General features: G+C 60.9%; 25 protein-coding genes and 1 pseudogene. 16 read left to right on the forward strand and 10 right to left on the reverse strand.

Features of this window, described 5'->3' with window-relative positions; genetic code table 11:
- Positions 1–16 precede the first annotated feature (16 nt).
- The 3 genes from LUU92_RS00170 to trpB form a co-directional block, all read right to left on the reverse strand.
- The gene (locus LUU92_RS00170; protein WP_257102981.1) at positions 17–457 is read right to left on the reverse strand and encodes an anti-virulence regulator CigR family protein; all 441 of its coding nucleotides are present in this window, start codon (positions 455–457) and stop codon (positions 17–19) included.
- Positions 458–593: 136 nt separating this feature from the next.
- Positions 594–1403, reverse strand: a complete 810-nt coding sequence (gene trpA, locus LUU92_RS00175) for a tryptophan synthase subunit alpha (RefSeq protein ID WP_092241470.1) — start codon at positions 1401–1403, stop codon at positions 594–596.
- The gene (gene trpB, locus LUU92_RS00180; protein ID WP_179029153.1) at positions 1403–2629 is read right to left on the reverse strand and encodes a tryptophan synthase subunit beta; all 1227 of its coding nucleotides are present in this window, start codon (positions 2627–2629) and stop codon (positions 1403–1405) included. Before trpB ends, trpA begins: the two co-directional genes overlap by 1 nt.
- 110 nt (positions 2630–2739) lie before the next feature.
- Between trpB and LUU92_RS00185 the strand changes: the two genes are divergently transcribed.
- Complete coding sequence (locus LUU92_RS00185; protein WP_093514267.1) at positions 2740–3636, forward strand: LysR family transcriptional regulator; 897 nt, start codon at positions 2740–2742, stop codon at positions 3634–3636.
- On the opposite strand, the gene LUU92_RS00190 is transcribed toward LUU92_RS00185, so the two are convergent.
- Positions 3633–3959 carry an ElaB/YgaM/YqjD family protein gene (locus LUU92_RS00190; protein ID WP_003170746.1) on the reverse strand — a complete coding sequence of 109 codons (327 nt, stop codon included), beginning with the start codon at positions 3957–3959 and terminating at the stop codon, positions 3633–3635. The two genes, LUU92_RS00185 and LUU92_RS00190, sit on opposite strands and share 4 nt — an antisense overlap.
- Before the next feature lie 156 nt (positions 3960–4115).
- Between LUU92_RS00190 and LUU92_RS00195 the strand changes: the two genes are divergently transcribed.
- Positions 4116–4331, forward strand: a complete 216-nt coding sequence (locus LUU92_RS00195; RefSeq protein WP_032885105.1) for a dodecin — start codon at positions 4116–4118, stop codon at positions 4329–4331.
- A gap of 115 nt (positions 4332–4446) precedes the next feature.
- Positions 4447–4674 (forward strand): DUF1161 domain-containing protein, encoded by a 228-nt coding sequence (locus LUU92_RS00200; protein ID WP_012721486.1) that lies wholly within the window; start codon positions 4447–4449, stop codon positions 4672–4674.
- A gap of 61 nt (positions 4675–4735) precedes the next feature.
- Here LUU92_RS00200 and LUU92_RS00205 read toward each other — a convergent pair whose 3' ends face one another.
- A complete protein-coding gene (locus LUU92_RS00205; protein ID WP_071490918.1) occupies positions 4736–5737 on the reverse strand; it encodes an LLM class flavin-dependent oxidoreductase in 1002 nt (333 codons plus the stop codon).
- A gap of 218 nt (positions 5738–5955) precedes the next feature.
- Here LUU92_RS00205 and LUU92_RS00210 point away from each other — a divergent pair, with 218 nt between their 5' ends.
- Both LUU92_RS00210 and LUU92_RS00215 read left to right on the forward strand, forming a co-directional pair.
- Positions 5956–6387, forward strand: coding sequence for an OsmC family protein (locus LUU92_RS00210; protein WP_017253980.1), 432 nt, complete (start codon positions 5956–5958; stop codon positions 6385–6387).
- Between the two features lie 145 nt (positions 6388–6532).
- Entirely contained in the window at positions 6533–6772 is a 240-nt protein-coding gene (locus tag LUU92_RS00215; protein ID WP_010207769.1) for a DUF1161 domain-containing protein, read from the forward strand.
- Here LUU92_RS00215 and LUU92_RS00220 read toward each other — a convergent pair whose 3' ends face one another.
- Positions 6773–7195: a PA0061/PA0062 family lipoprotein gene (locus LUU92_RS00220; protein WP_071490919.1), complete on the reverse strand. Its 423-nt coding sequence runs from the start codon at positions 7193–7195 to the stop codon at positions 6773–6775.
- A 141-nt stretch (positions 7196–7336) separates the two neighbouring features.
- Here LUU92_RS00220 and LUU92_RS00225 point away from each other — a divergent pair, with 141 nt between their 5' ends.
- On the forward strand, positions 7337–8380 hold the full coding sequence (locus tag LUU92_RS00225; RefSeq protein ID WP_257102982.1) for an aminopeptidase: 1044 nt from the start codon (positions 7337–7339) through the stop codon (positions 8378–8380).
- A gap of 62 nt (positions 8381–8442) precedes the next feature.
- Here the strand turns inward: LUU92_RS00225 and LUU92_RS00230 are convergent, their stop codons facing one another.
- Complete coding sequence (locus LUU92_RS00230; protein WP_071490921.1) at positions 8443–9102, reverse strand: HAD family hydrolase; 660 nt, start codon at positions 9100–9102, stop codon at positions 8443–8445.
- Positions 9099–9641, reverse strand: coding sequence for a gamma carbonic anhydrase family protein (locus tag LUU92_RS00235; protein WP_092241455.1), 543 nt, complete (start codon positions 9639–9641; stop codon positions 9099–9101). The genes LUU92_RS00230 and LUU92_RS00235 overlap by 4 nt, the downstream gene beginning before the upstream one ends.
- Before the next feature lie 54 nt (positions 9642–9695).
- Between LUU92_RS00235 and prlC the strand changes: the two genes are divergently transcribed.
- Together prlC and LUU92_RS00245 are read left to right on the forward strand one after the other, a co-directional pair.
- Entirely contained in the window at positions 9696–11795 is a 2100-nt protein-coding gene (gene prlC / locus LUU92_RS00240; protein ID WP_170856038.1) for an oligopeptidase A, read from the forward strand.
- Complete coding sequence (locus tag LUU92_RS00245; RefSeq protein ID WP_003187322.1) at positions 11792–12067, forward strand: YheV family putative zinc ribbon protein; 276 nt, start codon at positions 11792–11794, stop codon at positions 12065–12067. The genes prlC and LUU92_RS00245 overlap by 4 nt, the downstream gene beginning before the upstream one ends.
- 43 nt (positions 12068–12110) lie before the next feature.
- Here LUU92_RS00245 and LUU92_RS00250 read toward each other — a convergent pair whose 3' ends face one another.
- Entirely contained in the window at positions 12111–12761 is a 651-nt protein-coding gene (locus LUU92_RS00250; protein WP_257102983.1) for a phosphatase domain-containing protein, read from the reverse strand.
- Positions 12762–12987: 226 nt separating this feature from the next.
- On the opposite strand from LUU92_RS00250, the gene LUU92_RS00255 reads away from it, so the two are divergent.
- From LUU92_RS00255 to LUU92_RS00280, 6 genes and pseudogenes are all read left to right on the forward strand, one after another.
- Positions 12988–13740 carry a gluconate 2-dehydrogenase subunit 3 family protein gene (locus LUU92_RS00255; protein WP_071490925.1) on the forward strand — a complete coding sequence of 251 codons (753 nt, stop codon included), beginning with the start codon at positions 12988–12990 and terminating at the stop codon, positions 13738–13740.
- Between the two features lie 2 nt (positions 13741–13742).
- On the forward strand, positions 13743–15527 hold the full coding sequence (locus LUU92_RS00260) for a GMC family oxidoreductase (protein ID WP_071490926.1): 1785 nt from the start codon (positions 13743–13745) through the stop codon (positions 15525–15527).
- A 12-nt stretch (positions 15528–15539) separates the two neighbouring features.
- Positions 15540–16849, forward strand: a pseudogene (locus LUU92_RS00265) (c-type cytochrome).
- Between the two features lie 70 nt (positions 16850–16919).
- Positions 16920–17978: a PA0069 family radical SAM protein gene (locus tag LUU92_RS00270; RefSeq protein ID WP_071490928.1), complete on the forward strand. Its 1059-nt coding sequence runs from the start codon at positions 16920–16922 to the stop codon at positions 17976–17978.
- A gap of 227 nt (positions 17979–18205) precedes the next feature.
- Entirely contained in the window at positions 18206–18937 is a 732-nt protein-coding gene (locus LUU92_RS00275; protein WP_071490929.1) for a carbonic anhydrase, read from the forward strand.
- An 85-nt stretch (positions 18938–19022) separates the two neighbouring features.
- The gene (locus LUU92_RS00280; protein ID WP_071490930.1) at positions 19023–20564 is read left to right on the forward strand and encodes a SulP family inorganic anion transporter; all 1542 of its coding nucleotides are present in this window, start codon (positions 19023–19025) and stop codon (positions 20562–20564) included.
- 52 nt (positions 20565–20616) lie between these two features.
- Here LUU92_RS00280 and LUU92_RS00285 read toward each other — a convergent pair whose 3' ends face one another.
- Complete coding sequence (locus LUU92_RS00285; RefSeq protein WP_058424413.1) at positions 20617–21264, reverse strand: hypothetical protein; 648 nt, start codon at positions 21262–21264, stop codon at positions 20617–20619.
- A gap of 367 nt (positions 21265–21631) precedes the next feature.
- Here LUU92_RS00285 and coxB point away from each other — a divergent pair, with 367 nt between their 5' ends.
- Positions 21632–22759, forward strand: coding sequence for a cytochrome c oxidase subunit II (gene coxB, locus LUU92_RS00290; RefSeq protein ID WP_058424414.1), 1128 nt, complete (start codon positions 21632–21634; stop codon positions 22757–22759).
- A gap of 58 nt (positions 22760–22817) precedes the next feature.
- On the forward strand, positions 22818–24404 hold the full coding sequence (gene ctaD / locus LUU92_RS00295; protein ID WP_016978771.1) for a cytochrome c oxidase subunit I: 1587 nt from the start codon (positions 22818–22820) through the stop codon (positions 24402–24404).
- Positions 24405–24419 lie beyond the last annotated feature (15 nt).

Consider the following 24419-nt stretch of genomic DNA (forward strand, 5'->3'; position numbering starts at 1 on the left):
ATATTATCGTTGGGGCCTAGTTGAGCACGCCGTCGAGGATCTCGTAGACGATGCCCGTGCCCACCGCAATCAACACCACATCCGGCCCCGAACGGCGCCACTCATAACCCGGGTACACCGGCAGGCGCGCCAGGGCACGGTTGTCGAGGCGTTCGCCGTAGTAACCACGGGGCAACGGCTGGCCACGTACCAGGCGCACGTTGGGGGGTGGCGGTGCGCCTCGGGCGAACTGGCCGTGGTTGTCATGGATGATCTGGCGTACCGGGCCGAAGTCCTGGGGCGGGCCGCCGCGGCGGTTGTCCTGCGGGCCGCGATGGTCGTCGCCATGTTGTTCGTGCTGGCCTTGCGGGCCGCCATGGTCGGGGCCGCCTTGGTCATAAGGCGCGGCTTGCACCAGCGCGCTGGCGCCAAGCACCAGCACGCCTAGGCCTGCGATCACGGATCTGGGCATTTTCATCGGGTCTTCCTCAGGGCACACAAACAAAAAAGGGACCTCGAACGAGGTTCGAAATCCCTTGGTCTTGCTGTTTAGGCCGTGCCCGAGCAGGTTGATTCCTCTGTATCAGGAACTTTACCTACCGCTTACGGGGGCCTTACTTACGGGCGTTACGCACGCCTTCCGACAGTGCCGCACACAGGCTCAACACGCCGTCGATGGCTTGCTGGTCGTTCTTGGCATTGGCGATGTGATCGATCAGCGCCGAACCCACCACCACACCGTCGGCCAGGCGGGCGATGGCCGCCGCTTGTTCCGGTGTGCGGATACCAAAGCCGATGCTGATCGGCAGGTCGGTGTGGCGGCGCAGACGGGTCACGGCTTCTTCGACGTGTTCCAGGGTCGCCGCACCGGCACCGGTCACGCCGGCGACCGAAACGTAATACACGAAGCCGGAGCTGCCGTTGAGCACGGTAGGCAGGCGTACGTCGTCGGTGGTCGGTGTGGTCAGGCGGATAAAGTCGATGCCTGCGGCCTGGGCCGGGTCGCACAGCTCGCCGTTATGCTCGGGCGGCATGTCGACCACGATCAGGCCGTCGACCCCGGCTTCCTTGGCGTCGGCGATGAACTTCGGTACGCCGTATTTGTGGATCGGGTTGAAGTAGCCCATCAACACCAGCGGCGTGTCGTTGTTGTCCTGGCGGAACTCGCGGACCATCTGCAGGGTTTTCACCAGGTTCTGTCTGGCATTCAACGCACGGATGTTGGCCAGCTGAATGGCCGGGCCGTCCGCCATCGGATCGGTGAAGGGCATGCCCAGCTCGATCACATCGGCACCGGCGGCCGGAAGGCCTTTGAGGATCGCCAGGGAGGTGTCATAGCCAGGGTCGCCAGCGGTGACGAAGGTTACCAGGGCGGCACGGTTCTGTTCTTTCAGCTGGGCGAAGCGGGTGTGCAGGCGGCTCATCAGTGTTTCTCCTGCTGCGACTGTTCCATATGGTGCATGACGGTTTGCATATCTTTATCGCCACGACCCGACAGGTTGATCACCATCAGGTGATCCTTCGGCAGGGTCGGGGCGCGCTTGAACACTTCGGCCAGGGCGTGGGCGCTTTCCAGGGCCGGAATGATCCCTTCCAGGCGGCAGCATTTGTGGAAGGCATCGAGGGCTTCGTCATCGGTCACCGAGGTGTACTGGACGCGGCCGATGTCATGCAACCAGGCGTGTTCCGGGCCGATGCCGGGGTAATCCAGGCCGGCAGAGATGGAGTGGGCGTCGATGATCTGGCCATCGTCGTCCTGCAGCAGGAAAGTACGGTTGCCGTGCAGTACGCCAGGTACGCCACCGTTGAGGCTGGCGGCGTGCTTGCCGGTTTCGATGCCGTGGCCGGCGGCTTCAACGCCGATGATCTCCACGCTCGTGTCATCCAGGAACGGGTGGAACAGACCCATGGCGTTGGACCCCCCGCCGATGCACGCCACCAGGCTGTCCGGCAGGCGGCCTTCCTGGGCTTGCAGTTGGTCGCGGGTTTCCTTGCCGATCACGGCCTGGAAGTCGCGCACCATGGCCGGGTACGGGTGCGGGCCGGCCACGGTGCCGATCAGGTAGAAGGTGCTGTCGACGTTGGTTACCCAGTCACGCAGGGCTTCGTTCATCGCGTCCTTGAGGGTGCCGGTGCCGGCGACCACCGGGATCACTTCGGCGCCCAGCAGCTTCATCCGGAACACGTTGGCCTGTTGGCGCTCGATATCAGTGGTGCCCATATAGATCACGCATTGCAGGCCAAAGCGCGCAGCCACGGTGGCAGTCGCCACGCCGTGCATGCCGGCGCCGGTCTCGGCGATGATGCGTTTCTTGCCCATGCGCCGCGCCAGCAGGATCTGGCCGATGCAGTTGTTGATTTTGTGTGCGCCGGTGTGGTTCAGCTCTTCGCGCTTGAGGTAGATCTTGGCGCCGCCGCAGAACTCGGTCAGGCGCTCGGCAAAATACAACGGGCTTGGACGACCGACGTAGTCACGTTGGAAGTAGGCCAATTCCTCGTTGAACGCCGGATCGATCTTGGCCGCTTCGTATTCGCGGGCCAGGTCGAGGATCAACGGCATCAGGGTTTCAGCGACGTAACGGCCGCCGAACGCGCCGAACAGGCCGTTGATGTCTGGGCCGTTGCGTAGATCGGTCTGGGACTGAGTCATGGGACACTCCAGGAGAGAATGGGTGTAGGAAGCAATGAGGGCCACTCTACCCCTGACGTCCTGCGCTGAAAACCGATAAGATCGCCGCAACCTGTCAGGAAAACTCACAAATGAGTCGAGACCTTCCACCCCTCAATGCCTTGCGTGCCTTTGAAGCCACCGCCCGTTTGAACAGCGTCAGCCAGGCAGCCGAGCAATTGCATGTGACCCATGGTGCGGTAAGCCGGCAATTGAAAGTGCTGGAAGAGCACTTGGGCGTGAGTTTGTTCGTCAAGGAGGGGCGCGGCCTTAAACTCACAGATGCCGGTACTCGTTTACGTGACGCCAGTGCCGAGGCGTTCGAGCGGCTGAGGGACGTGTGCGCCGAACTGACCCAGAGCAGTGCCGACGCACCGTTCGTGCTGGGTTGCTCGGGCAGCTTGCTGGCGCGCTGGCTGATCCCGCGCCTGGGTCGCTTGAACGCGGACCTGCCGGACCTGCGCCTGCATCTGTCGGCGGGTGACGGTGACCTCGACCCGCGCCGCCCCGGCCTGGATGCCCTGTTGGTGTTCGCCGAGCCACCCTGGCCTGCGGATATGCAGGTGTATGAACTGGCCAGCGAACGCATCGGCCCGGTGATGAGCCCGCGTTTTGCCGGCTACGAGCGGCTGCGCCGGGCACCCGCGTCGGCGTTGTGTGGTGAAGCGCTGTTGCACACCACCTCACGTCCGCAAGCCTGGCCCAGTTGGGCGCGGCAACACGGCATCGAACCCGGCGCGTTGAAACACGGCCAGGGGTTTGAGCATTTGTATTATTTGCTGGAGGCGGCAGTGGCCGGGCTGGGCGTTGCGATTGCGCCAGAACCGCTGGTGGTCGAAGACTTGCGCGCGGGTCGCCTGGTGGCGCCGTGGGGTTTCAGTGAAACCCCGGCGCACCTGGCGTTGTGGCTACCCAAGCGCGCCGCAGACGGACGCGCCGGGCAACTGGCGCAGTGGCTCAAGGCTGAGCTGTTGCGCCAGCCAGATTAGTCACCGCGCTTGCACAGCAGGTAGGCGGCCAGCAGGCCCAGTGCGCCTACGGCAACACCGGCTGTGGTCCATGGGTGTTCTTGTGCGTAGTCCCGGGTTGCGACACCGGTTTCGCGAATTTTGACTTTGCTTTCTTCGTAGGCATCGCTGATCAGGTGGCGGGAGTGCTTGAGGGCATTCTCGGCATTGCTTTTCAGGGCCTTCAAGGTTTTGCGCGATTCGTCAGACGCATCGTCCTTGAGGCTTTCCAGAGACTTGAGCAGGCTCGAAATCTCGGCTTCCATGCTTTCCAGCGACGCTTTGCGTAAAGAAGTGTTGGCCATGTGGACTCTCCTGAAGTGATTGAGTGGCGTGTGTAGATACCGACTGCGGCCGTTTCAGAAAGTGCAGTTAATCTGAACTTTCAGGTAGGAACGGTCGCCAGAAGCAGTACGAACATTGACTGCTACGCTTGCTTAACGACCCTTAGGAGAACTGCCATGAGTGATCATCACACCTACAAGAAAGTCGAATTGGTTGGCTCGTCGACCACCAGCATCGAAGACGCGATCAACAATGCCATTGCTGAAGCCAACAAGAGCATCAAGCATCTCGAGTGGTTTGAAGTGACTGAAACACGTGGCCATATCGAGAATGGCAAGGTTGCGCACTATCAGGTCACCCTCAAGGTAGGGTTCCGAATTGCCAGTAGTTGATCGCAGCGGTTGAACTTGCTGACTGGCCGATTGCCATAACCTGCGCTACAACCAATGGGTGCCGATGCCGCAAGCGTCGGCACGCTCTTTTTGATCAGCGCAAGGAAAGTAACGGATGAAGAAGTTCCTGTTAGCGGTAGGTTTGTTGAGCATTGCAGGCACAGCCCTGGCGGCGGGCAAGCCTTGTGAAGAGCTGAAAAGCGAGATTGCGGCGAAAATCGACGCCAAGGGCGCTTCGGGTTATTCGTTGGAAGTTGTGGATAAAGGCGCTGCAGCCGATGGCTACACGGTAGTCGGCAGCTGCGAAGCCGGTACCAAGGAAATCGCCTACAAGCGCGGTTAATCCCGTGTTGCAGACGTAAAAAACCGACGCGAGTGCGTCGGTTTTTTTTCGCCTGAGGGTTTTAGCCCTTCATCACTTGCGCCAGCAGTTCGTAGGAATGAATCCGATCGGCGTGCTCGTACAGGTCGCAGGTAAAGATCAGCTCATCGGCGCCGGTTTGTTCGATCAGCACCTCCAGCTTGGCGCGGATCTTTGCCGGGCTACCGACCATGGCGAGACCGAGGAAGCTGCCGACCGCGTCTTTTTCATGGGGCAGCCACAGGCCGTCCATGGTTTTCACCGGTGGGCGCTGCACCAGGCTTTGCCCGCGCATCAGCGCGAGGATGCGCTGGTAGACCGAGGTGGCGAGGTATTCAGCCTGTTCATCCGTATCTGCAGCGACCAGCGGAATGCCAAGCATCACGTAAGGCTTGTCCAGCACGGCCGAAGGCTTGAAGTGATTGCGATACACGCGAATCGCCTCATGCATCAGGCGCGGTGCGAAATGCGAGGCGAAGGCGTAAGGCAGACCGCGCTCACCTGCCAATTGCGCGCTGAACAGGCTGGAGCCCAGCAGCCAGACCGGTACGTTGGTGCCGGTACCGGGGACGGCGATCACCCGTTGGTCGGGGGTGCGTGGGCCGAGGTAGGCCATCAGCTCCGCCACATCTTCGGGGAAATCGTCGGCACTGCCGGAGCGCTCACGGCGCAGGGCGCGGGCGGTCATCTGGTCGGAGCCGGGTGCGCGGCCCAGGCCCAGGTCGATACGGCCGGGGTAGAGGCTTTCCAGGGTGCCGAACTGTTCGGCGATCACCAGTGGCGCATGGTTGGGCAGCATCACGCCGCCAGAGCCGACGCGGATCGTCGAGGTGCCACCGGCCAGGTAACCCAGCAGCACCGAGGTGGCCGAACTGGCGATACCGTCCATATTGTGGTGTTCAGCCACCCAGAAACGGGTGTAGCCAAACTTCTCTACATGCTGGGCCAGGTCCAGGGAATTGCGCAGTGACTGCGCCGGACTGCCGTTGGCGCGCACGGGCACCAGGTCGAGGGTCGAGAACTTTACGTCGGACAGCGATTTCATAAGCCTGCTTCTCCAAAGGGGCCGCAGGCTTTTTAGACGAACCAAAACCTGCCGCTTCATGTGCATGCTCTATGCAATGAGGGCATATACCCGAGATTCAATAGCAGGCCAGGAAATTTCCTACTGAATCGCTAGGTTTTTCTCACAAGATGAACTTTGCCGGGCCGACTATCCTCAGAACCCTTACTGACGCAAAACCACCGTTCGAGGAGACCGCTATGAGTATTGTTAAAAAAGCATCCGCGCATTGGGAAGGTGACCTGAAGACTGGCCTGGGCTCTATTTCCACGGAAACCGGCGTACTGCGTGAAGCGCCCTACGGCTTCAAGGCCCGTTTCGAGGGCGGCAAGGGCACCAACCCGGAAGAACTGATCGGTGCGGCCCACGCCGGCTGTTTCTCCATGGCGTTTTCCATGATTCTCGGCGATGCCGGGCTCAAGGCTGACAGCATTGATACCCAGGCCGAAGTGACTCTGGACCAGGTTGACGGTGGTTTTGCGATCACCGCTGTGCACCTGATCCTCAAGGCCAAGATTCCGGGCGCGAGCCAGGCGCAGTTCGATGAACTGAGCAAAAAAGCCAAGGAAGGATGCCCGGTGTCCAAAGTGCTGAACGCAAAAATCAGCCTGGATGCCACCTTGGTCAGCTGACACACCCCGTCCAATGTGGGAGGGGGCAAGCCCTCTTCCACATTTAGCCCTGCGTTAAATCAGAACTCGTGTTTTGTAAGTGTGGTCCTATTACCATGCAGCCTAGGCGCACACCCGTGCGCAATGCATTCAGGGAGCTTCACACATGAAACGTTTTGCCTTGGCGATCATCTGCGGTGTATTGGCCACATCGGCTGTGGCCGCGCCAAAAGACTGCGAAGAGCTCAGGAAGGAGATCGAGGTCAAGATCCAGGCCAACGCGGTTCCGTCCTACACTTTGGAGATTGTCAGCAAGGAAGAAGCCGACAAGCACGACAGTGCCATGGTCGTCGGCAGCTGTGAGAACGGCACTAAGGCCATTGTCTACCAGAAGAACAACGACTGATCAGATGCAGTTGACGCTGCGTTCCTCCGCGAGCAACTGACGCGCCGAATCGTACAACCGGATATTCGGCGTGAAGGCCAGCGAGCGTCCTTCCAGCACATAACGCTGGCCAGCCTGGAAGTGGTCATATTCCAGGGTCATGAAGCAGGTGCGATACATCATCTGGCTGAGCCCACCCAAACCGCCGCCGGCCGGGACTTCAAAGTCGAAGCGCACCATCAGTTCATGATGGCCGGGTGGCATTTGGAAGAAACGTCCGTCATCCAGGTTCTTGCCGTCCAGACGCTGCGCCATGACCAGCTTGGAACCCGGCGTCGGCGTAGTGAAATCGACCCACGCCTGTTGCGGATCCATCGGTGGTACGGGTGTTGTCGTGCAGGCGCTGAGGAACAAAGCGGCGACGGGTAACAAGAGCTGGCGCATGGCAGGCACTCAACGGGAAGATAGAATTGAGCCTGCTGCGACGGCGGCAGACTTCCTATGAGTATAAACACGTCGCGCCATGGAAAAATTCCGCCTGGGCGCGATAGTCTGGCGAGCAAATTACCCAGGAGCGGTCGGGGCATGGTCAGGCGTTTTCTTCCAGGGTTGATGGTTGTGCTGCTCAGCGGCTGTTCCAGTGTCAGCTATTACAGCCAGTTGGCCAGCGGTCAGTGGCAATTGCTGCGGGCCCGGGAGCCGGTGGCGCAGGTGATCGCCGACCCTTCCCGCCCACCGCTGTTGCGCGAACACCTGGCGCAATCGCAAAAGGCGCGTACGTTCGCCAGTGAACACCTGCATCTGCCTGACAACCAGAGTTACAGGTTGTACGCCGACATTGGCCGACCCTATGTGGTCTGGAACGTCTTCGCCACGCAGGAGTTTTCCCTGTCTCCTGAAACCCATTGCTTCCCCATTGCGGGCTGTGTGGCCTATCGCGGCTACTACAACCAGGGTGCGGCGCGTGGTGAGGCGGCGTTGTTGAAGCAGCGAGGCATGGACGTGTCGATCGGCGGTGTCGAGGCCTATTCCACCTTGGGCTGGTTCAATGACCCGATCATGAATTCGATGATGAACTGGGGTGATGAGCGGCTGGCCACGTTGATCTTCCACGAACTGGCGCATCAGCGTTTCTATGTGAAGGACGACACCGAGTTCAATGAGTCGTTTGCCAATTTCGTCGAGCAGGAAGGCACGCGCCAGTGGCGCGCTGCACGTGGCTTGGCGCCGCAGAGCCTGTCGGCGTCGAAGCAGCGTGATGAGTTCATTCAGCTGATCCTCGATACCCGCCAACGATTGGAAAAACTCTATGCCCAACCCTTGGCCGCTGATGTGATGCGCCGGGCGAAGACGGCTGAGTTCGAGCGTCTGCGTCGCGATTACCGGCAGCTGCGCGACAGCCAGTGGGGCGGGGACAAACGGTATGACGCGTGGATCAACCAACCCATGAACAATGCGCGGTTGTTACCGTTCGGGCTGTATGACCAGTGGGTGCCTGCGTTTGCGGCGTTGTTTGCGCAGGAAGGTGGGGATTGGCTGAGGTTTTATGCGGCGGTGGAGAAGCTGGGCGGATTGCCGATGGAGCAGCGCAAGGCGGCGTTGAGGCAGTTGCAAGGTATTGGCCTTTAGGGCCTCATCGGGGGCAAGCCCCTCCCACATGCGTGGGAGGGGGCTTGCCCCCGATAGCGCCCTCAAGTGCGCTGCAAAAACGCCTGGTGCATCTGCGCCAACGTCTCGAAATGCCAGGTCGGCGCCTCGGCATTCAGCTCCTCGAAACTGCCGAACCCATACCCCACCGCCGCCGAATCCAGCCCATTCTTGTGCGCGCCGATCAGGTCATGCTTGCGATCACCAATCATCAAGGTGGTGGCCGGGTCCAGGCCTTCCTCGCTCATCAGGTGGGCGATCAGTTCGACTTTGTTGGTGCGCGTCCCGTCCAGCTCGCTGCCGTAGATCACCTTGAAGTGCTTGGCAAAGTCGAAATGCCGGGCGATTTCGCGGGCAAACACCCAGGGCTTGGAAGTGGCGACGTAGAGCTGGCGGCCTTGATCGTTCAATGCTTCCAGCAGTGGCATCACGCCGTCGAACACACGGTTTTCGTACAGGCCGGTGACCTTGAAACGCTCGCGATAGAAGTTCACCGCTTCCCAGGCCTTGGCCTCGTCGAAGCCGTAGAACTGCATGAACGCCTGCAGCAAGGGCGGGCCGATGAAGTGTTCGAGTTTGGTCAGGTCCGGCTCGTCGATACCCAACTTGCCGAGGGCATACTGGATCGAGCGGGTAATGCCCTCGCGTGGGTCGGTGAGCGTGCCGTCCAGGTCGAACAGGACGGTTTGGTAAGGCAGGGTCATCGGTCGAATCCTTCAGCCAGGTGCAGGTCTTTGAGCTTCACGTAGTTCGCGGCGCTGTAGGTGAAAAAGGCGCGTTCCTTGTCAGTCAACGGGCGAATCTGTTTGACCGGGCTGCCGACATACAGGAAGCCGCTTTCAAGTTTCTTGCCCGGCGGCACCAGGCTGCCGGCGCCGATGATCACGTCGTCCTCGACCACGGCGCCATCCATCACGATGCTGCCCATACCGATCAGGATGCGATTGCCGACTGTGCAGCCATGCAGCATGACCTTGTGGGCGATGGTCACGTCGTCGCCGATCAACAGGGGGAAACCGTTCGGGTTGAACGGCCCGGCGTGGGTGATGTGCAGCACACAGCCATCCTGCACGCTGGTGCGCGCACCGATACGGATACGGTGCATGTCGCCACGGATCACGGTCAGCGGCCAGACCGAGCTGTCGGCGCCGATTTCGACATCGCCGATCACCACCGCCGAAATATCGACAAAAGCCCCGGCGCCCAGGGCTGGCGTGTGGTTCTGATAGGTGCGAAGGGTCACGATAGCCTCTCTCTCTTCTGCTGATAGCTGCGGTGGGCGTTGATTGTAATTAAGATGGCCCCATCTTTGTTCTTACATGTTTCTTCAGCCAAGGTGCCAACCGTGAGCGCGAACAACCCTCTTCTGCAGTCCTACGACCTGCCGCCGTTCTCGGCGATCCGTGCCGAGCACGTCCAGCCGGCCATCGAACAGATCCTCGCCGACAACCGCGTTGCCATCGAAGGCATCCTGCAAAGCCAGGGCAAAAATCCGACATGGGCCGGCCTGGTGCTGGCCATGGACGAGCTGAATGATCGTCTGGGCGCCGCGTGGAGCCCGGTCAGCCACCTCAACGCCGTGTGCAACAGCGCCGAACTGCGCGAAGCCTACGAAGGCTGCCTGCCGGCATTGAGCGCCTACTCCACCGAGATGGGCCAGAACCGTGCGCTGTTCCAGGCCTTCGAAGCCCTGGCTAACAGCCCGGAAGCCGCCGGTTTCGACGTGGCGCAGAAAACCATCCTGGAACACTCCCTGCGTGACTTCCGCCTGTCGGGCATCGATCTGCCGCCGGAGCAGCAAAAACGCTACGCCGAAGTGCAGAGCAAGCTGTCGGAGCTGGGCAGTAAGTTCTCCAACCAGTTGCTGGACGCCACCCAGGCCTGGACCAGGCACGTCACCGATGAAGCCACCCTCGCCGGGCTGACCGACTCGGCCAAGGCGCAAATGGCCGCCGCCGCCCAGGCCAAAGGCCTCGACGGCTGGCTGATCACCCTCGAATTCCCTAGCTACTACGCCGTCATGACTTACGCTCAGGACCGTGCCCTGCGTGAAGAAGTCTACGCGGCCTACTGCACCCGCGCGTCGGACCAAGGCCCGAATGCCGGTCAGAACGATAACGGCCCGGTGATGGAACAGATCCTCGACCTGCGCCAGGAACTGGCCCAGTTGCTGGGTTATGCGTCGTTCTCCGAACTGAGCCTGGCCACCAAGATGGCCGAGTCCAGTGACCAGGTGCTGAGCTTCCTGCGTGACCTGGCCAAGCGCAGCAAGCCGTTTGCCGCCCAGGACCTGCAACAGCTCAAGGCCTACGCCGCCGAACAAGGCTGCGCCGACCTGCAAAGCTGGGACAGCGGTTTCTACGGCGAAAAACTCCGCGAGCAGCGCTACAGCGTGTCCCAGGAAGCCCTGCGCGCCTACTTCCCGATCGACAAAGTGCTGGGCGGCCTGTTCGCCATCGTGCAGCGCCTGTACGGCATCGAGATCGCCGAGCAGAAAGGCTTCGACACCTGGCACCCGGATGTCCGCCTGTTCGAAATCAAGGAAAACGGGCAACACGTGGGCCGCTTCTTCTTTGACCTGTATGCCCGCGCCAACAAGCGCGGCGGTGCCTGGATGGACGGTGCCCGCGACCGTCGCCGCACCATCGACGGTGTGCTGCAAAGCCCGGTGGCCAACCTGGTGTGCAACTTCACCCCGGCCGACAGCGGCAAGCCTGCCCTGCTGACCCACGATGAAGTCACCACGTTGTTCCACGAATTCGGCCACGGCTTGCATCACCTGCTGACCCGCGTAGAACACGCAGGCGTGTCCGGCATCAATGGCGTGGCCTGGGATGCGGTGGAACTGCCGAGCCAGTTCATGGAGAACTGGTGCTGGGAGCCGGAAGGCCTGGCGCTGATCTCCGGCCACTATGAAACCGGCGAGCCGTTGCCCCAGGACCTGCTGGAAAAAATGCTCGCGGCGAAGAATTTCCAGTCCGGCCTGATGATGGTGCGCCAACTGGAGTTCTCGCTGTTCGACTTTGAATTGCACGCCACCCACGGCGATGGTCGCAGCGTGGCGCAGGTGCTGGAAGGAGTGCGCGATGAAGTATCGGTGATGCGTCCGCCGGCCTACAACCGCTTCCCCAACAGCTTTGCGCACATCTTCGCGGGCGGTTATGCGGCGGGTTACTACAGCTACAAGTGGGCCGAAGTGTTGTCGGCGGATGCCTTCTCCAAGTTCGAAGAAGACGGCGTGCTCAACGCCGAGACCGGCCGTGCCTTCCGCGAAGCGATCCTGGCGCGTGGCGGCTCCCAGGAGCCGATGGTGCTGTTCGTCGACTTCCGCGGACGTGCGCCGTCGATTGACGCACTCTTGCGCCACAGCGGCCTGAGTGAGGACGCGGCAGCATGAGTGAAGGGCCTGTGATTACCAAAAAGCAATTTATCGCCGGGGCGGTCTGCCCGGCATGCAGTGAACCGGACAAGCTGAAGATGTGGACCGAGGACAACGTCCCGCACCGTGAGTGCGTGGCTTGCGGCTATACCGACACGCTGAATGATCAAGGGTTGTCGGTGCCCAAGGAATTGGGTACGCGGGTCAATACCACGGCGTTGAAAGCACCGGCGGACCCGAAGGTGCAGGCGGTGCAGTTCTTTCCTAATCCGAAGTTGAAAAAAGACTGACGGGCGGCCCTCTGTAGGAGTTCGGCCAGCCGGGCTCCTACAGTTATTTCTCGTCTTTTCCCGTCGTCGTGATCCAATCCTTCATCGAGCACAACGCGAACGCGCTGGTGCTGCAATCGCCATTCGCCAAGGCCGTGCGTAACTTGTCGATATCGGCCCTCATCATGTAGCGAACGCCGTCCTTGAAGCCATTGCTGGTGCCAAACCCGCCCAAGGTCATTTCGTTCAGCGCGTCTTCCTTGCTCCATCCCTGAATCACGACTCGATACATCGCCGCCATCAGGCCAGTGCGGTCAGAGCCGTGCTTGCAATGCATCAGCACCGGGCCGTTGGCTTCGGCTTCCCGGATGGCCCTCAGCGCCGCCAACACGTCCGTATCATCTACATGGTTGGTGCGATACGTCAGTTGAACCTGACGGATGCCAGGCGATTTGAGCCAGTCGGCATCCGACTCCGGCAGGAAGTTGATCACGGTGCCGATCTTCAGCTGTTCCAACAGCGGCCCGGCGTTGCGATCCGGTAGTGCGCTGCGGTAGAGGGTGGGCATCATCTGGTGCAAGTTGTATTGATTACCCACAGGCTGGGCCCACTCCGGTGAACGGATGGAGACGGTGTCGTCGGCTTGAGCGTAAGCGCAGGTGAACATCGCGATGATCGCGAGGCCGAGGCCCGACAACCATTGATTCTTGAGCATGGGTGACATAACCGAGCAAGGAGTGGGTGGTGCTCAGGTTCGTCCAGAGGGGGTCAATGAGGCGTGAGGAGGCCGTCAAAGAATCGTGAATCCTCAGTCTTTAGTCGCTGAAACGGTTCTGTGAATTCATAGCCTGCTATCATTTGTAACTATTGATTGCCTAAAAGGCCAAGCCGCTCACTAGAAGCCGGCCGATATTCCCGTGACCACATGATGAGGTGCCACCATGTCTGATCAAGATCAAGACAACCCCCGGCGTGACTTTTTGCGCAAATCCTTGACCTTGATCCCGGTGGTCACGGTTGCCAGCACTGGCCTTGGCGGCTCGATGTTGATGGCAACGCCTGAACCGGCGCAGGCCGCTCCCGCCAAGCCTGCGGTAAGTGAAAAGGCCTACGAGCCTACTTACTTCACGGCTGAGGAGTGGGCGTTTATCAACGCCGCCGTCGAGCGCCTGATTCCCGCCGATGAGCAAGGCCCGGGCGCCCTGGAAGCCGGTGCGCCGGAATATATCGACCGTCAGATGAACACCCCGTACGCCAGCGGCGCCCTGTGGTTCATGCAAGGGCCGTTCAACGCGGATGCCGCTCCAGAGATGGGCTGGCAGTCCAAACTGGTGCCCAAGGACATCTATCGCCTGGGCATTGCCGCGACGGATGCCTGGTCGAAAGCCTTCAACGGTAAAGCTTTTGCTGCGCAAGACAGCGCTACCCGAGACGATATGTTGCGTCGTCTGGAGGCTGGCGGCAGTGAAGTGACGGCGCATTTTGAAGCGGTGCCGCCCAAGATGTTCTTCAACCTGTTGCTGCAAAACACCAAGGAAGGGTTCTTTTGCGACCCCATCCACGGTGGCAACAAAGGCATGGTCGGCTGGACCATGATCGGCTTCCCCGGCGCTCGCGCCGATTTCATGGACTGGGTTGAACGCAACGAGCAATACCCCTTTCCGGCAGTTTCCATCCGCGGTGAGAGGGCATAAACGTGGCGACCATCATGAAGAAAGTGGATGCAGTGATCGTAGGCTTCGGCTGGACCGGCGCGATCATGGCCAAGGAGCTGACGGAAGCAGGCCTCAACGTGGTTGCGCTGGAGCGTGGCCCGATGCAGGACACCTACCCGGACGGCAACTATCCCCAGGTCATCGACGAACTGACCTACAGCGTGCGTAAAAAACTCTTCCAGGACATTTCCAAAGAGACCGTGACCATTCGCCATAGCGTGAATGACGTCGCCCTGCCCAACCGTCAGTTGGGCGCGTTCCTGCCGGGCAACGGTGTGGGCGGCGCGGGCCTGCATTGGTCGGGGGTGCATTTCCGTGTCGACCCGATCGAGCTGCGCATGCGCAGCCACTATGAGGAGCGCTACGGCAAAAACTTCATCCCCAAGGACATGACCATCCAGGACTTCGGCGTGAGCTATGAAGAGCTGGAGCCGTTTTTCGACTACGCGGAAAAAGTCTTCGGCACCTCCGGCCAGGCCTGGACCGTAAAAGGTCAGCTGGTAGGCGAAGGCCGTGGCGGCAACCCGTATGCACCGGACCGTTCCAATCCGTTCCCGTTGGAAGCGCAGAAGAATACGGTCTCCGCACAGCTGTTTCAGAAAGCGGCTGCCGAGGTGGGTTACAAACCCTACAACCTGCCGTCCGCCAATACCTCGGGGCCCTATACCAACCCCTACGGTGCGCAGATGGGGCCGTGCAACTTCTGCGGTTTCTGCAGCGGCTATGTCTGCTACATGTATTCCAAGGCCTCGCCGAACGTGAACATCCTGCCGGCGTTGCGCCAGGTACCGAACTTTGAGCTGCGGCCCAATTCCCACGTACTCAAGGTCAACCTCGACAGCACCAAGAGCAAGGCCACCGGCGTGACCTACATCGACGCCCAGGGCCGGGAATGCGAACAGCCGGCAGATCTGGTGATTCTCGGCGCCTTCCAGTTCCACAACGTGCGTTTGATGCTGTTGTCGGGCATCGGCAAGCCCTACGACCCGATAACCAATGAGGGCGTGGTGGGCAGGAACTTCGCCTACCAGAACATGGCCACCATCAAGGCCTTCTTCGACAAAGACACTCATACCAACAACTTCATCGGTGCAGGCGGCAATGGCGTGGCCATCGATGACTTCAACGCCGACAACTTCGACCATGGCCCCCATGGCTTCGTGGGGGGCTCGCCGATGTGGGTCAACCAGGCCGGCAGCCGGCCGATTGCCGGTACGTCCAACCCGCCAGGCACACCGGCCTGGGGCAGCGCGTGGAAACGCGCCACCGCCGATTACTACACCCACCAGGTGTCGATGGATGCCCACGGTGCCCATCAATCCTACCGGGGCAACTACCTGGATCTGGACCCTGTTTATCGCGATGCCTACGGCCTGCCGCTGCTGCGGATGACGTTCGACTGGCAGGAAAACGACATCAAGATGAACCGCTTCATGGTCGAGAAAATGAGCAAGGTCGCCGAGGCGATGAACCCCAAGGCGATTGCCCTGCTCGGCAAAAAGGTCGGTGAGCATTTCGACACGGCGTCCTACCAGACCACCCACCTCAATGGCGGCGCGATCATGGGCACCGACCCGAAAACCAGCGCGTTGAACCGCTACCTGCAGTGCTGGGATGTGCACAACGTGTTTGTCCCAGGTGCGTCCGCTTTCCCACAAGGCCTGGGCTACAACCCTACCGGCCTGGTGGCGGCGCTGACCTACTGGTCGGCGCGGGCCATTCGCGAGCAATACCTGAAAAATCCCGGCCCACTGGTTCAGGCATAAGGAGCGACGACCATGAAAGCACTTGTTATCGCCACCTTCGCCCTGTTCAGCAGTTGCTCTGTCAGTGCGGCTGAAACCGATTTGATCAAGCAGGGTGAATACCTGGCCCGCGCCGGTGATTGCGTGGCCTGCCACACCGCCAAAGGCGGCAAGCCCTTCGCCGGCGGCCTGCCGATGGAAACGCCGATAGGCGTGATCTATTCCACCAACATCACCCCGGACAAGACCGGCCTGGGCGACTACAGCTTCGAAGACTTCGACAAGGCCGTGCGCCATGGCGTCGCCAAGAGCGGTAGTACGCTTTACCCGGCGATGCCCTACCCGTCTTATGCGCGTGTCAGCGACAGCGATATGCAGGCGTTGTATGCGTATTTCATGAAGGGTGTCGAACCGGTCGCTCAGCAGAACAAGGACAGCGATATTCCGTGGCCCTTGAGCATGCGCTGGCCGCTGGCGGCGTGGCGTTGGATGTTTGCGCCGGCTGTCGAAGCGCATCAGGCGCAAGCCGCCGCCGACCCGGTGGTCAGCCGTGGCGCCTACCTGGTGGAAGGCCTTGGCCATTGCGGCGCATGTCACACGCCACGGGCCCTGACCATGCAGGAAAAAGCCCTGAGTGCCTCTGACGGCAACGCCTTCCTGTCCGGCAGTGCGCCGCTGGAGGGCTGGATCGCCAAAAGCCTGCGCGGTGACCACAAGGACGGCCTCGGCAGTTGGAGTGAGGAGCAGTTGGTGCAATTCCTCAAGACCGGGCGCAGTGATCGCAGCGCGGTGTTTGGTGGCATGAGCGACGTTGTCGTCCACAGCATGCAGTACATGTCGGAGGATGACCTGACGGCTATCGCCCGTTACCTCAAGAGCTTGCCGGCGGTAGACCCCAAGGACCAAGCGCATCAGTACGACAAGCAGGTGGCCGAGGCGCTGTGGAAAGGCGATGACCGCAAGCCGGGCGCGTCGGTATATATCGACAACTGCGCGGCCTGCCACCGTACCGACGGGCATGGCTACACGCGGGTGTTCCCGGCGCTGGCGGGTAACCCGGTAGTGCAGACGGCGGATGCCACGTCGTTGATCAACATCGTGTTGAATGGCGGCACCTTGCCGGCTACCCACGCGGCGCCCTCGACCTTCACCATGCCGGCGTTCGCCTGGCGTCTGTCGGATCAGGAAGTGGCGGATGTGGTCAGTTTCATTCGGGGCAGTTGGGGCAATAAAGGTGCGCCGGTGAAGGCCAACGAAGTGGCGGACCTGCGCAAGAACGATATGCGCACCACCTCGGGCGATGACCTGGGCCAGGTCACGCAACGGCACTGATCCCTGGCTGACCGCCAAACGGCACTGGTCAGAAGCCCTGCGCCTCGATACTGTATATAAAAACAGTATCGAGGCGTTTTCATGTCTACTCCGTTGCCGCCCCGTGGCCGGGGCACGGCCACCAACCTGCACAACCGCTTCGCACCGACTGTCAGCGTGGTCGAGGATGACGGCTGGTTCCAGGAAGTGCCGCCGACCCAGGGCACTGAAGTGCGCATCGAAACGGCCAAGACCATCATCACCCGCAACAACTCGCCGGACTTGCCGTTCGATCGTTCGATCAACCCCTACCGTGGCTGTGAGCACGGCTGTATCTACTGCTACGCACGGCCGAGCCATGCCTATTGGGACATGTCGCCGGGGCTGGATTTCGAAACCAGACTGATCGCCAAGACCAACGCCGCCGATGTGCTGGAACAGCAGTTGTCGAAACCGGGTTACGTGTGCGCGCCGATCAACCTTGGGTCCAACACCGACCCGTACCAACCGATCGAGCGCGAGTACAAGATCACCCGGCAAACCCTGCAAGTGCTGCTGCGCTATCGCCATCCGGTGACCATCATCACCAAGGGCTCGCTGATATTGCGCGATCTGGACGTGCTCACCGAGTTGGCGCGCCAGCGGCTGGTCGCCGTGATGATCAGCCTCACCAGCCTGGACGACGAACTCAAGCGTATCCTGGAGCCACGCACGGCGGCGCCCAAGGCGCGCCTGCGCGCGATCCGGGTGATGCGTGAGGCTGGGATCCCGGTGGGCGTGCTGTGCTCGCCGATGATTCCGATGATCAATGACAGTGAGCTGGAAAGCCTGCTGACCGAAGCTCACGCTGCGGGCGCGCAAAGTGCGGCGTACATGATGCTGCGCCTGCCGCTGGAGGTGGCGCCGTTGTTTGAGGAGTGGCTGGCGGCGCATTACCCACAGCGTGCGGCCCATGTGATGAGCCTGGTGCGCCAGGTGCGTGGCGGCGAGGTGTATGACAGCCGCTTCGGCGTACGCATGCGTGGCGAAGGGCCGTTTGCCGACTTGCTGGCGCAGCGCTTCAGTAAAGCCATCAAGCGGCTGGGGCTCAACCGGCGGGAAGGGTTTGACCTGGATTGCACGGCGTTCTGTCCTCCGGGCAGACAGATGGCATTGTTGTAGACTGACAGGGCAGAACGCACCGTTCCCGTAGGAGTGGTCGCGTTTTGACATCACTGAAACCCTCGATCTAGAGCGGTTCATTCAGTTTGAGTTAAGTTTCGGCGGTTACCTTGTTCAGCGAGTGACTGATGAGTCGGCACTGTGGCCCCTGGCGTTTTACAACTAATCCACTGGCCAAGCGTCCAACTGACTTGAAAACTCCCCTGCATTAATCAAGAGGATGAACCATGAGTGACAAGGATAAACAGCCGTTGGCTGCGTCGGCTTCTGCCCCTCAGGTGGCTGAAACCGCCGATGCAGCGCTAAAGCATATCGTTGACGGCTTTTTGCATTTCCATCACGACGTCTTCCCCCAGCAGGAAGAACTCTTCAAGAAACTCGCCACGGCCCAGAGCCCACGTGCGATGTTCATTACCTGCGCCGACTCGCGCATCGTGCCTGAGCTGATCACCCAGAGCTCTCCTGGCGATCTGTTCGTGACCCGTAACGTCGGCAACGTCGTACCGCCTTACGGCCAGATGAACGGCGGTGTTTCCACGGCCATCGAGTACGCGGTACTCGCCCTTGGCGTGCAGCACATCATCGTCTGCGGGCACTCCGATTGTGGCGCCATGCGCGCGGTGCTCAACCCTGACAGCCTGGAGAAGATGCCGACGGTCAAGGCCTGGCTGCGGCATGCCGAGGTTGCCAAGACCATGGTCCATGACAACTGCGACTGCGCCAATGAAGGCGAGAGCATGAAAGTGCTCACCGAAGAAAACGTCATCGCCCAACTGCAACATTTGCGCACTCACCCCTCCGTGGCTTCGCGCATGGCCAATGGTCATTTGTTTATCCACGGTTGGATCTACAACATCGAGACCAGCGAAATCCGCGCCTACGATGCCGACCAGTCGACGTTCCGACCGTTGAGCGGCGACGGACCGATCCCTTGCGCGACGCCTAAAGCGCGCTTCTAACACACTTCCCTGCCGGGTAAAGCGGTGGCTGCCATGGACGCAGCCAGGCTTTACCGCGCCCGGCGAATGCCTCGGGAGAGTCATCATGCGTGCTGCTCAATTGAAAGCTGTATTGCCAAGGGAGCTGCTCGCTTCCGTGGTTGTGTTTCTGGTCGCCCTGCCCTTGTGCATGGGGATTGCGATCGCCTCTGGCATGCCGCCGGCCAAAGGCCTGATTACCGGGATTATCGGAGGCTTGGTGGTGGGCTGGTTGGCGGGCTCGCCGTTGCAAGTCAGTGGCCCGGCGGCGGGTCTGGCGGTGCTGGTGTTCGAGTTGGTGCGCCAGCACGGCATGCTGATGCTCGGGCCGATCCTGCTGCTGGCGGGATTCCTGCAACTGGTTGCCGGGCGTTTGCGCCTGGGCTGCTGGTTTCGCGTCACGGCACCGGCGGTGGTGTACGGCATGTTGGCGGGGATTGGCGTGCTGATTGTGCTGTCGCAGATCCACGTGATGCTCGACGGCGCGCCCAAGCCTTCGGGGCTCGACAATCTGGCAGGCTTCCCGGCGGCACTGGCCGACGCAATCCCGACCCTGGGCGGTGGCCTGGGCTGGCAGGCCGGGTTGCTCGGTTTGTCGACGATGCTGGTGATGTACGCCTGGGACAAATTGCGCCCGCAGCAGCTGCGCTTTGTGCCCGGTGCTTTGCTGGGCGTGGGCCTGGCCACGGTTGTCAGCCTGGTGCTGGCGTTGCAGGTCAAACGTGTCGAAGTCCCGGAAAACCTTGCTGATGCCATCGACTGGCTACGCCCCAGTGACCTGTTGAACCTTGCCGATCCCCAACTGTTGATCGCCGCATTTGCCGTGGCGTTTATCGCGAGCGCTGAAACGCTGCTGTCTGCGGCGGCGGTCGACCGCATGCACAGCGGTCAGCGTTCGGATTTCGACAAGGAGTTGTCTGCTCAAGGGGTGGGCAACATGCTCTGCGGCCTGGTCGGCGCCTTGCCGATGACCGGCGTGATTGTGCGCAGCTCGGCCAACGTGCAGGCCGGTGCAACCACGCGCTTGTCGGCGATGTTCCATGGCCTGTGGCTGCTGGCGTTCGTGCTGTTGCTGTCGAGTGTGCTGCAAAGCATCCCGGTGGCGAGCCTGGCGGGTGTGCTGGTGTACACCGGTATCAAGCTGGTCGACATCAAGGCCTTCAAGGCACTGGGACGCTATGGGCGGATGCCGATGTTTACCTACGCGGCCACGGCGCTGGCGATCATCTTTACCGACCTGCTGACCGGCGTATTGGTGGGCTTCGGGCTGACGTTGGTCAAGCTGGCGTTCAAGGCTTCGCGGTTGAAGGTCAGCCTGATCGACCTGCCTCAGGACGGTGAGATGGAACTGCGCCTGACCGGTGCGGCGACCTTTCTGAAAGTGCCCGCGTTGACTCAAGTCTTGTCGACGGTGCCTGCCGGGACGACCGTGCATGTTCCGCTGAGCAACCTGAGTTACATCGACCATTCCTGCCTGGAATTGCTGGAGGAATGGGGGCGGGCCAATGCGGCCAAGGGCTCGACGTTGGTGATCGAGGCGCGCGGGTTGAAGCGTCGGCTGGAAGGCCGGGTGAGGACGACGACGGGGATAGGCTCCGCGCCAGCCTGAACAGCAAAACAACGCCTGTAGGAGCCGGCAAGCCAGCTCCTACAAGGCGGGATCAGGCCGGCTGATCCAGCGCCAACTCAACCCCCAGCTGTCGCGACAGGCATGGCCAGCGCTTCCACGCGGCTTCCGTGTCGGGGCTCTTGAGCTGTTCGCGATAAGCCTCCACGGACTCCAGCGCAAAGCTTTCTTCGTTGAGCATTTCATCCACTGCGTGGTGTACCGCTTCATCCAGCTGGTTGGCGAAGGTTTCGCCGATCAGCTGATGGGCAATGACATTGGCCACCGTGGTATCGGCCGGAATCAACGGCTGGCCGAAGTGCTTGATATACAGATCGTTGACCTCTTCGACCAGGCGATGAGCCAGGTAGGCCTCATCCAGCAGGCCATCGAGACCTTCATGTCCGGCCAGGATGGCAGGTGGTTGCAGGAAGAAGTGCTCGGCGATTTTCAGTACCGGTTTGATCTGGCTTTCGATACCGGCCTCGCGGGCCACGTCGTTGGCGGCGTCCAGCAAGTCCGGGACCAAGTCGATGTAGGCGGTGACAAAGCGGGTCATGACAATGTTGCGATCACCGTCAGCCAGGGAGATGGCCGAATGCAGGTGCGGCAATTGTTTTTCCAGTTGCAGGGCAAGCTGGCCAGTGCTGGCTTCGTGTTGATGGGCACGGGAAATCTGCTCGCGCAATGCGGCGGTGTTCATGAAAGCTCCAGTGATGCAGGCGTAGGAAAAGGGAGAAGATAAGGTAGCTCGTTTATACGAGCGCCTCAGACGCATTTGTCATAATTATTTCATGGTTATGCGCCCGCGTTATATCGAATTGCCATCGTTCGTCGGATAAACGATTCCGTGCCCGGTTTTATTGACTCCAGCCAGTCATTTCTACTCATTTGCCCCTACACATTGCGGGGTTGCAGAGCCTGTCTATACTCGGATTTGTACGCGATTAGCTGATGACGCCAGACTGCATAAGCAGGCAAGGCCAGGCGGTTGTAAGCAGTATGGAAGCCGCTCCCTTCGACGCAGGTGCAAACCGGCGGGATAACAAGAACGATAAGGGGAACCCGCAATGATGCGACATCCACATGTTTGGATGGGCCTCCTGTTGTGGTCGGTATTCGGCCAGGCACATGCCGCCTGGACAACGAATATGGCGCCAGGGGCGACAGAAGTCAGTCACGCTGTGTTCGACCTGCACATGACCATATTCTGGATCTGTGTGGTGATCGGCATCATCGTGTTTGGCGCGATGTTCTGGTCGATGATCGTTCATCGCCGGTCAACGGGCCAGGTCGCGGCCAAGTTCCACGAGAGCACTACCGTGGAGATCCTCTGGACCGTCGTGCCCTTGCTGATCCTGATCGCGATGGCCATTCCGGCCACCAAGACCCTGATCAATATCTACGACAGCAGTGAGTCGGATATCGATATCCAGGTCACCGGCTACCAGTGGAAATGGCATTACAAATACCTGGGCCAGGATGTGGAGTTCTTCAGCAACCTGGCCACGCCCGCCGAACAGATCCACAACCAGGCGACCAAGGGCGAACACTATCTGCTGGAAGTCGACCAGCCGCTGGTGTTGCCGGTGGGGGCCAAGGTGCGCTTCCTGGTGACCGCCGCCGATGTGATCCACTCCTGGTGGGTGCCGGCGTTTGCGGTCAAGCGCGACGCAATTCCCGGCTTCGTCAACGAGGCCTGGACCCGTGTCGAGAAGCCCGGCATCTACCGTGGCCAGTGCGCCGAGCTGTGCGGCAAGGACCACGGCTTCATGCCCATCGTCGTCGAGGTCAAGTCCAAGGCCGACTACGACACCTGGCTCGGCGAGCGCAAGGCAGAGGCCGCCAAGCTCAAGGAGCTGACCTCCAAAGAGTGGACCCTGGAAGAGCTGGTGGCCCGTGGCGACAAGGTCTACCACACCACCTGCGTGGCCTGTCACCAGGCCGAAGGCCAGGGCCTGCCACCGATGTTCCCGGCGCTCAAGGGTTCCAAGATCGCCACCGGTCCTGCCGCCGATCACCTGAGCCTCGTGTACCACGGCAAGCCCGGCACCGCGATGGCGGCGTTCGGCAAGCAGCTCTCGGAAGTGGATATCGCCGCCGTGGTGACCTACGAGCGTAATGCCTGGGGTAACAACAAAGGCGACATGGTCACGCCTAAAGACGTGCTGGCCATCAAGCAGGCGGAAAGCAAATGACCTCTCTCATGGCATTGACCGCGACCCGCCCCGCCCACTCGCTTGCAGGAGAACGACCATGAGCGCTGTGATCGACGACCATGGTCACGCCGACCATGCCCACGGCCCCGCCAAGGGCCTGATGCGCTGGGTGCTGACCACCAACCACAAAGACATCGGCACCATGTACCTGTGGTTCGCCTTTGCCATGTTCTTGCTCGGCGGCTCGTTCGCCATGGTGATCCGGGCCGAGCTGTTCCAGCCCGGCCTGCAGATCGTGCAGCCGGCGTTCTTCAACCAGATGACCACCATGCACGGTCTGATCATGGTGTTCGGCGCGGTAATGCCCGCGTTTGTCGGCCTGGCCAACTGGATGATCCCGCTGATGATCGGCGCGCCCGACATGGCCCTGCCGCGCATGAACAACTTCAGTTTCTGGCTGTTGCCGGCGGCCTTCCTGCTGCTGGTCTCGACGCTGTTCACGCCAGGAGGCGGGCCGAACTTCGGCTGGACCTTCTACGCGCCGCTCTCCACCACCTACGCACCGGAAAGCGTGACGTTCTTTATCTTCGCCATCCACCTGATGGGTATCAGCTCGATCATGGGCGCGATCAACGTGGTCGCCACCATCCTCAACCTGCGCGCGCCGGGCATGACCTTGATGAAAATGCCGCTGTTCGTGTGGACCTGGCTGATCACCGCGTTCCTGCTGATCGCGGTCATGCCGGTGCTGGCCGGGTGTGTGACCATGATGCTGATGGACATCCACTTCGGTACCAGCTTCTTCAGCGCGGCCGGCGGCGGTGACCCGGTGCTGTTCCAGCACGTGTTCTGGTTTTTCGGTCACCCCGAGGTGTACATCATGATCCTGCCGGCCTTCGGCGCCGTCAGCTCGATCATCCCGACCTTTTCGCGCAAGCCTTTGTTCGGCTACACCTCGATGGTCTACGCCACGGCGAGCATTGCATTCCTGTCGTTCATCGTGTGGGCGCACCACATGTTCGTGGTGGGCATCCCGCTGGTGGGCGAGTTGTTCTTCATGTACGCCACCCTGCTGATTGCCGTGCCCACCGGGGTGAAGGTGTTCAACTGGGTCAGCACCATGTGGCAGGGCTCGCTGACCTTCGAGACGCCGATGCTGTTCGCCGTGGCCTTCGTAATCCTGTTCACCATTGGCGGTTTCTCCGGGCTGATGCTGGCGATTGCCCCGGCGGACTTCCAGTACCACGACACCTATTTCGTGGTGGCGCACTTCCATTACGTACTGGTGCCCGGTGCGATCTTCGGCATCTTCGCCTCGGCCTACTACTGGCTGCCGAAATGGACCGGCCACATGTACGACGAAACCCTGGGCAAGCTGCACTTCTGGTTGTCTTTCGTGGGCATGAACATGGCGTTTTTCCCGATGCATTTTGTCGGGCTGGCGGGCATGCCGCGCCGGGTGCCGGACTACAACCTGCAGTTCGCTGACTTCAACATGGTTTCGTCGATCGGCGCGTTCATGTTCGGCGCCACGCAGATCTTCTTCCTGTTTATCGTGATCAAGTGCATCCGTGGCGGCCCGCCGGCGCCGGCCAAGCCTTGGGATGGCGCTGAAGGCCTGGAGTGGAGCATCCCTTCGCCGGCGCCATACCACACCTTCACCACGCCGCCGGAGGTCAAATGAACACGCCTTGGCACT

Origin of the sequence: Pseudomonas extremorientalis, from assembly GCF_024584605.1 — a bacterium.
GTDB classification, from domain to species: domain Bacteria; phylum Pseudomonadota; class Gammaproteobacteria; order Pseudomonadales; family Pseudomonadaceae; genus Aquipseudomonas; species Aquipseudomonas extremorientalis.

Bases quoted from the DNA above. Each gene is read 5' to 3' on its own strand.
- LUU92_RS00170 (WP_257102981.1), bottom strand. From the start codon at position 457: ATGAAAATGCCCAGATCCGTGATCGCAGGCCTAGGCGTGCTGGTGCTT.
- trpA (WP_092241470.1), bottom strand. From the start codon at position 1,403: ATGAGCCGCCTGCACACCCGCTTCGCCCAGCTGAAAGAACAGAACCGT.
- trpB (WP_179029153.1), bottom strand. From the start codon at position 2,629: ATGACTCAGTCCCAGACCGATCTACGCAACGGCCCAGACATCAACGGC.
- LUU92_RS00185 (WP_093514267.1), top strand. From the start codon at position 2,740: ATGAGTCGAGACCTTCCACCCCTCAATGCCTTGCGTGCCTTTGAAGCC.
- LUU92_RS00190 (WP_003170746.1), bottom strand. From the start codon at position 3,959: ATGGCCAACACTTCTTTACGCAAAGCGTCGCTGGAAAGCATGGAAGCC.
- LUU92_RS00195 (WP_032885105.1), top strand. From the start codon at position 4,116: ATGAGTGATCATCACACCTACAAGAAAGTCGAATTGGTTGGCTCGTCG.
- LUU92_RS00200 (WP_012721486.1), top strand. From the start codon at position 4,447: ATGAAGAAGTTCCTGTTAGCGGTAGGTTTGTTGAGCATTGCAGGCACA.
- LUU92_RS00205 (WP_071490918.1), bottom strand. From the start codon at position 5,737: ATGAAATCGCTGTCCGACGTAAAGTTCTCGACCCTCGACCTGGTGCCC.
- LUU92_RS00210 (WP_017253980.1), top strand. From the start codon at position 5,956: ATGAGTATTGTTAAAAAAGCATCCGCGCATTGGGAAGGTGACCTGAAG.
- LUU92_RS00215 (WP_010207769.1), top strand. From the start codon at position 6,533: ATGAAACGTTTTGCCTTGGCGATCATCTGCGGTGTATTGGCCACATCG.
- LUU92_RS00220 (WP_071490919.1), bottom strand. From the start codon at position 7,195: ATGCGCCAGCTCTTGTTACCCGTCGCCGCTTTGTTCCTCAGCGCCTGC.
- LUU92_RS00225 (WP_257102982.1), top strand. From the start codon at position 7,337: ATGGTCAGGCGTTTTCTTCCAGGGTTGATGGTTGTGCTGCTCAGCGGC.
- LUU92_RS00230 (WP_071490921.1), bottom strand. From the start codon at position 9,102: ATGACCCTGCCTTACCAAACCGTCCTGTTCGACCTGGACGGCACGCTC.
- prlC (WP_170856038.1), top strand. From the start codon at position 9,696: ATGGCCCCATCTTTGTTCTTACATGTTTCTTCAGCCAAGGTGCCAACC.
- LUU92_RS00245 (WP_003187322.1), top strand. From the start codon at position 11,792: ATGAGTGAAGGGCCTGTGATTACCAAAAAGCAATTTATCGCCGGGGCG.
- LUU92_RS00250 (WP_257102983.1), bottom strand. From the start codon at position 12,761: ATGCTCAAGAATCAATGGTTGTCGGGCCTCGGCCTCGCGATCATCGCG.
- LUU92_RS00255 (WP_071490925.1), top strand. From the start codon at position 12,988: ATGTCTGATCAAGATCAAGACAACCCCCGGCGTGACTTTTTGCGCAAA.
- LUU92_RS00270 (WP_071490928.1), top strand. From the start codon at position 16,920: ATGTCTACTCCGTTGCCGCCCCGTGGCCGGGGCACGGCCACCAACCTG.
- LUU92_RS00275 (WP_071490929.1), top strand. From the start codon at position 18,206: ATGAGTGACAAGGATAAACAGCCGTTGGCTGCGTCGGCTTCTGCCCCT.
- LUU92_RS00280 (WP_071490930.1), top strand. From the start codon at position 19,023: ATGCGTGCTGCTCAATTGAAAGCTGTATTGCCAAGGGAGCTGCTCGCT.
- LUU92_RS00285 (WP_058424413.1), bottom strand. From the start codon at position 21,264: ATGAACACCGCCGCATTGCGCGAGCAGATTTCCCGTGCCCATCAACAC.
- coxB (WP_058424414.1), top strand. From the start codon at position 21,632: ATGATGCGACATCCACATGTTTGGATGGGCCTCCTGTTGTGGTCGGTA.
- ctaD (WP_016978771.1), top strand. From the start codon at position 22,818: ATGAGCGCTGTGATCGACGACCATGGTCACGCCGACCATGCCCACGGC.